The organism is Pseudomonas syringae, assembly GCF_021605415.1.
Taxonomy (GTDB): domain Bacteria; phylum Pseudomonadota; class Gammaproteobacteria; order Pseudomonadales; family Pseudomonadaceae; genus Aquipseudomonas; species Aquipseudomonas syringae_S.
This window is the reverse complement of record NZ_WKEQ01000011.1, coordinates 148,809-155,843: the sequence shown is the minus strand read 5'-3', so window position 1 is coordinate 155,843 and position 7,035 is coordinate 148,809. Positions and strand designations below refer to the sequence as shown.

Annotated in this window: 4 protein-coding genes; all 4 read left to right on the top strand. The window is 59.8% G+C overall.

Features of this window, described 5'->3' with window-relative positions; all coding sequences use genetic code 11:
- Positions 1-474 precede the first annotated feature (474 nt).
- The 4 genes from GIW69_RS10750 (at position 475) to GIW69_RS10735 (ending at position 7,026) form a co-directional block, all read left to right on the top strand.
- Positions 475-2,526: a bifunctional diguanylate cyclase/phosphodiesterase gene (locus GIW69_RS10750; RefSeq protein WP_236482390.1), complete on the top strand. Its 2,052-nt coding sequence runs from the start codon at positions 475-477 to the stop codon at positions 2,524-2,526.
- A gap of 186 nt (positions 2,527-2,712) precedes the next feature.
- Positions 2,713-4,065 (top strand): imelysin family protein, encoded by a 1,353-nt coding sequence (locus GIW69_RS10745; protein ID WP_236482387.1) that lies wholly within the window; start codon positions 2,713-2,715, stop codon positions 4,063-4,065.
- Between the two features lie 441 nt (positions 4,066-4,506).
- On the top strand, positions 4,507-5,934 hold the full coding sequence (locus GIW69_RS10740; protein ID WP_236482386.1) for a di-heme oxidoredictase family protein: 1,428 nt from the start codon (positions 4,507-4,509) through the stop codon (positions 5,932-5,934).
- Positions 5,935-5,961: 27 nt separating this feature from the next.
- Positions 5,962-7,026 carry an imelysin family protein gene (locus tag GIW69_RS10735; protein ID WP_236482384.1) on the top strand — a complete coding sequence of 355 codons (1,065 nt, stop codon included), beginning with the start codon at positions 5,962-5,964 and terminating at the stop codon, positions 7,024-7,026.
- The last annotated feature ends 9 nt before the right edge of the window (positions 7,027-7,035 follow it).

Below are 7,035 nucleotides of genomic sequence, written 5' to 3'. Positions count from 1 at the left end.
GTCATCGGGAATGAGTTCGTCTAGCGAGAGTGGAAACAGCGCGCTCTGGGAGCGGTTTTCACCTTGGATATAGCGCATAAGAAAAATGCCCGTATCTTGCGATACGGGCATTTTCTTCAACCGGCCAGCAGATTGCTAGGTTTTCACACAGCCTGAAGTGCCGGGTTTTTTATGTCCCGCCAATTTACCTGTGATCCATGCCGCAGGTCCTACTCAGAATAGCGACTTTGACACCTTGATCCCGAGCCACGGCGCGCTACCCTTCAAACCAGCGGAATAATTGTCCGTTACGCCTCAAGTTGGAGGCAGGAACGACCGAAACAGTACGATTAGGGCAAATACTTCAGAAAGCAGCATTTTGGCCAGGCCTTCAGGCAAATCACCCGGTACCTGATTGTCCCTTTGACTGCCACCACGGGATTGCCAATACTCATGGCAACTTGACGCTACCCGCACGGATTAAGGAATAACCCTTTGAAGCTGGAACTCAAGAACAGCTTGTCGGTGAAGTTGCTCCGGGTCGTGCTCCTGTCGGCATTGATCGTCGGCGTCGTCTTGAGCTGCGCGCAGATCGTTTTCGATGCTTATAAAACACGTCAGGCCGTAGCCAGCGATGCCGAGCGCATCCTCGACATGTTCCGCGACCCCTCGACTCAGGCCGTCTACAGCCTGGATCGCGAGATGGGCATGCAAGTCATCGAAGGGTTGTTCCAGGATGACGCAGTGCGCCAGGCCTCCATCGGCCATCCCAACGAAGCCATGCTCGCGCAAAAAAGCCGCGAGTTGCAGCATTCCAACAGCCGCTGGCTGACTGACCTGATCCTCGGCCAGGAACGCACCTTCACCACACAATTGGTGGGTCGCGGCCCGTACAGCGAATATTACGGTGACTTGAGCATCACCCTCGACACCGCCACCTATGGCGAAGGGTTTATCGTCAACTCGGTGATCATTTTCATTTCCGGTGTGCTGCGCGCCCTGGCCATGGGACTGGTGCTGTATCTGGTCTATCACTGGCTGTTGACCAAACCGCTGTCGCGAATCATCGAGCATCTGACTGAAATCAATCCGGATCGCCCCAGCGAACACAAGATTCCGCAGCTCAAGGGTCATGAGAAAAACGAGCTGGGGATCTGGATCAATACCGCCAATCAGTTGCTCGAATCCATCGAACGCAACACCCATTTACGCCACGAAGCGGAAAACAGCCTGCTGCGCATGGCCCAGTACGACTTCCTTACCGGCCTGCCCAATCGCCAGCAGTTGCAGACGCAACTGGACAAGATCCTCGTCGACGCGGGCAAGTTGCAGCGCAGGGTTGCGGTGTTGTGCGTGGGGCTGGACGACTTCAAAAGCATCAACGAGCAGTTCAGCTACCAGACCGGCGACCAACTGTTGCTCGCCCTCGCTGACAGACTGCGCGGCCACAGCGGTCGCCTGGGTGCCCTTGCCCGTTTGGGCGGCGATCAGTTCGCGCTGGTGCAGGCCGATATCGAGCAACCCTATGAAGCGGCGGAACTGGCGCAAAGCATTCTCGATGACCTCGAAGCACCGTTCGCCCTCGACCAGCAAGAGATCCGCCTGCGCGCGACCATCGGCATCACACTCTTTCCCGAAGACGGCGACAGCACCGAAAAGCTGCTGCAAAAAGCCGAACAGACCATGACCCTGGCCAAAACCCGATCGCGCAACCGTTATCAGTTTTATATCGCCAGCGTCGACAGCGAAATGCGCCGACGTCGCGAATTGGAAAAAGACCTCCGTGATGCTCTGTTGCGCGATCAGTTTTACCTCGTTTACCAGCCGCAGATCAGCTACCGCGATCACCGCGTGGTCGGCGTCGAGGCGCTGATCCGCTGGCAACATCCGGAACACGGTCTGGTGCCGCCGGATCTGTTCATCCCGCTGGCCGAACAGAACGGCACGATCATCGCCATCGGCGAATGGGTGCTGGATCAGGCCTGCAAGCAATTGCGCGATTGGCACGATCAGGGCTTCGCCGATTTGCGCATGGCGGTGAACCTCTCAACCGTGCAGTTGCACCACGCCGAGCTGCCACGGGTGGTTAACAACCTGCTGCAAATCTACCGCTTGCCGCCGCGCAGTCTTGAGCTGGAAGTCACCGAAACCGGCCTGATGGAAGACATCAGCACCGCCGCACAGCACCTGCTGAGCCTGCGCCGCTCTGGCGCTTTGATCGCCATCGACGACTTCGGCACCGGCTATTCATCCCTGAGCTATCTGAAAAGCCTGCCGCTGGACAAGATCAAGATCGACAAAAGCTTCGTCCAGGATCTGCTGGATGACGATGATGACGCGACCATCGTTCGCGCAATCATTCAGCTCGGAAAAAGCCTGGGCATGCAGGTGATTGCCGAAGGGGTGGAAACCGCCGAGCAGGAGGCGTACATCATTTCCGAAGGCTGCCATGAAGGTCAGGGCTACTTCTACAGCAAGCCGCTGCCGGCGCGGGAGTTGAGCGCTTATCTGAAGCAGGCGCAGCGTACCGACGCGGCGATTTTATAAGTTCAAGAGATCGCAGCCCGCAACAGCTCCAACATGAGCCGTTACGGGCTGCGATCTTTTGCTGTGTGTAAATAAGAAATATTTCCAGCCACAACCCTTTACACATAATGCGAAAGATTTGCATTATGTCGCACGTTTGCGCACCCCCGCGCCTGACCGATCAATCACCGAAGCAGGATGTTCGCCATGATTCGTATGCCTCTGGCTACCGCCAGTCTGCTGGCCATCGCTATTTCCCTCGCCGGTTGCGGCGAAGGCAAAGACAAAGCCGCCGCCCCGGCCACGCCGACGCCAGCCGCCAGCACCGCTGCTCCGGCTGCACCTGCTGCAGCGACGGCTGCCGGTAAAATCGACGAAGCCGCCGGCAAAGCCGTTGTCTCGCACTACGCCGAGATCGTCTACGCCGTTTACAGCGATGCCGAATCCACTGCGAAAACCCTGCAAACCGCCATCGACGCTTTCCTCGCCAAGCCGAACGCCGACACCCTGAAAGCCGCCAAGGCTGCCTGGATCGCGTCCCGCGTGCCGTACCTGCAAAGCGAAGCGTTCCGCTTCGGCAACACCATCATCGACGATTGGGAAGGTCAGGTTAACGCCTGGCCCCTGGACGAAGGCCTGATCGACTACGTCGACAAATCCTACGAGCACGCACTGGGTAACCCGGGCGCTACCGCCAACATCATCGCCAACACTGAAATCCAGGTCGGCGAAGACAAGGTCGACGTCAAAGACATCACCCCGGAAAAACTCGCCAGCCTCAACGAGCTGGGCGGTTCCGAGGCCAACGTCGCCACCGGTTACCACGCCATCGAATTCCTGCTCTGGGGCCAGGATCTGAACGGCACCGGCCCTGGCGCCGGCAACCGTCCTGCTTCCGACTACCTGGAAGGCGCCGGCGCCACCGGTGGCCACAACGACCGTCGTCGTGCCTACCTGAAAGCCGTGACCCAACTGCTGGTCAGCGACCTCGAAGAAATGGTCGGCAACTGGAAGCCGAACGTGGCCGACAACTACCGCGCCACCCTGGAAGCCGAACCGGCTGAAACGGGCCTGCGCAAAATGCTGTTCGGCATGGGCAGCCTGTCCCTGGGCGAACTGGCGGGCGAGCGCATGAAGGTTTCCCTGGAAGCCAACTCCCCTGAAGACGAACACGACTGCTTCAGCGATAACACCCACAACTCGCAGTTCTACGATGCCAAAGGCATCCGCAACGTGTACCTGGGCGAATACACCCGCGCCGACGGCAGCAAAATGACCGGCGCCAGCCTGTCGTCCCTGATCGCCAAAGCCGATGCCGCCGCCGACACCGCGCTGAAAGCCGACCTGGCAGCGACCGAAGCGAAGATGCAGGTCATCGTCGATCACGCCAACAAGGGTGAGCACTACGACCAATTGATCGCTGCGGGCAACACCGCCGGCAACCAGATCGTGCGCGACGCCATCGCCTCCCTGGTCAAGCAGACCGGTTCGATCGAAGCCGCTGCGGGCAAACTGGGCATCACCGACCTGAACCCGGACACCGCCGATCACGAATTCTGATCAACGCTGCCGGACTGAAAAAGGCGACCTCCGTGTCGCCTTTTTTCATTCCTGTTGCAGCGGTGCAAAAATCGCGTGAGAACGGAGTTTCGTGCAGGACGGGAAATGGGCACAACGGAAGGGATTGGTCGGCTGCCAGGCCGCCATCGCTGGCAAGCCAGCTCCCACAGTGATTTGAGCTGCCGCACATATGCGCTTCACCACTCAACAGGATGAGCGTTAGCTCGGCTGCCGATCTTGATCTTGATCCACCCCGAAGGGAGTCGACCGTCGGGCGAAACCATAAGCGGCCATCACCGCAGCAACGGATAAGCACACGATCAAAAAATCAAAAAACTGCAGCCCCGCCTGTCCCAACAGAAACGATAATTCCTCTTATTCAATCTCCCCCGCCCTGTTAAACTGCGCGCCTTCGATTTACCCCCGCTTGCAGGATGTCTGATGCCCCCGCTGCTGCTTCGCTTGTCTGCACTGTTTCTGGCCCTGAGCCTGAGTGCCTGCGATGACGCCCCGCGTTTTACCAAGGCCGAGCCTGGTGAAGCACGCTCCGGCGGCAGCGCGACCGTGCGCAAAAGCGATCAGAACGCATTCTCCCTGCCATCGGCCAACCTGCCCCCTTCGCGCCGGGTGGATTTCAGCGTCGGTAACAGCTTCTTCCGCAACCCCTGGGTCATCGCCCCGGCAACCACCACCGCCCGCGACGGCCTCGGCCCATTATTCAACACCAACGCCTGCCAGAATTGCCACATCAAGGACGGTCGCGGTCATCCACCACCGCCGGGCGCCAACAACGCAGTGTCGATGCTGGTGCGCCTGTCGATCCCCGACGCACCGGCCTATGCCGATATCATCAAAACCCTCGGCGTGGTCCCGGAACCCGTCTATGGCGGCCAGTTCCAGGACATGGCCATCCCCGGCATCGTCCCGGAAGGCAAGGTACGGGTCGACTACACCCCCGTGCCGATCCGCTTCAAGGACGGCACTGAAATCCAGCTGCGCAAGCCAAGCCTGAACATCACGCAACTGGGCTACGGCCCGATGCACCCGGACACACGTTTCTCGGCACGCATCGCCCCGCCCATGATCGGCCTCGGCCTGCTCGAAGCCATTGCGGACGAAGCGATCCTTGCCAATGCCGCCGCGCAAGCCAGAGAAAATAACGGCATCGCCGGGCGGCCGAATCAGGTCTGGGACGATGCGCTGCAAAAGACGGTCATCGGTCGATTTGGCTGGAAAGCCGGACAACCAAACCTCAATCAACAGAATGTTCACGCGTTTTCCGGGGACATGGGCCTGACGACGAGCCTGAGACCCATCGACGACTGCACCGACACGCAAACCGCCTGCAAACAAGCCCCCAACGGCAACGGCCCGAATGGCGAGCCGGAAGTCAGCGACAACATCCTGCGTCTGGTGCTGTTCTATAGCCGAAACCTTGCCGTTCCGGCGCGCCGTGGCGTCAATGACGAACAAGTGATCGCCGGCAAAAACCTGTTCTTCAAGGCCGGCTGCCAATCCTGTCACACGCCCAAATACACCACCGCCGCCAACGCCGCCGAACCTGAACTGGCCAATCAAGTGATTCGCCCGTACAGCGATCTGCTGCTGCATGACATGGGTGAAGGCCTGGCGGACAACCGTACCGAATTCAAGGCCTCTGGCCGCGACTGGCGCACCCCGCCGCTGTGGGGCATCGGCCTGACGCATGCGGTCAGTGGCCACACTCAGTTTTTGCATGATGGCCGCGCGCGCAATCTGCTTGAAGCCGTGCTCTGGCATGGCGGCGAAGCGAGTGCCGCGCAGCAACAGATTTTGTCTTTTGATGCCGGGCAGCGTGATGCGCTGCTGGCGTTTTTGAATTCCCTTTAACAACGTTTTCCATAGCGGGAGCCCGACATGTTCCGTCCCAAATTGTTGTTCACCAGCCTTGCCGCCATCGCCCTGGCCGCCTGTTCGCCGCAGGATCCGCAAGCCGTTACCTCGGCCGCCATCGCCAAATCGGTGATCCTGCCGACTTACAGCCGCTGGGTTGAAGCTGACAAACAATTGGCCGTCAGCGCCCTCGCCTATTGCCAGGGCAAAGAAACCCTGGAAACCGCCCGTGCCGACTTCCTCCACGCGCAGAAAGCCTGGGCGGAGTTGCAACCGCTGCTGATCGGCCCGCTGGCCGAAGGCAACCGAGCGTGGCAGGTGCAGTTCTGGCCGGACAAGAAAAACCTGGTCGGTCGTCAGGTCGAACAACTGGTCGTGGCCCAGCCGCAAATCGACGCCGCCGCGCTGACCAAGTCCAGCGTCGTGGTGCAAGGCCTGTCCGCCTACGAATACATCCTGTTCGATGCCAAACCTGATGTGGCCAACGACGAACAGAAAGCCAAATACTGCCCACTGCTGATCGCCATCGGCGAGCGTCAAAAGCAACTGGCCGAAGAGATCCTGGCGGGCTGGAACAACACCGATGGCATGCTCGCGCAGATGAGCAAATTCCCGAACCAGCGTTATGCCGATTCCCACGAAGCCATTGCCGACTTGCTGCGCGTGCAGGTCACCGCCCTCGACACCCTGAAGAAAAAACTCGGCACCCCGATGGGGCGTCAGAGCAAAGGCGTACCGCAGCCGTTCCAGGCCGATGCCTGGCGCAGCCAGTCGTCGATGACCGCCCTGCGCGCCAGCCTCGCCGCCGCCAAAACCGTTTGGGAAGGCGTCGACAACAAAGGCCTGCGCGGTCTGTTGCCGAGCGAGCAGAAGCCGCTGGCGGACAAGATCGATGCCGCCTATGCCGCGTCGCTGAAACTGTTCGACAGCACCCAGCGCTCGCTGGGCGAAATGCTTGACGACGATGCCGGTCGCCAGCAACTCAACGACATCTACGACAGCCTCAACGTCGTCCATCGCCTGCACGAAGGCGAACTGGCCAAGGCACTGAACATCCAATTGGGCTTCAACGCCAACGACGGTGACTGATGAGGGCAA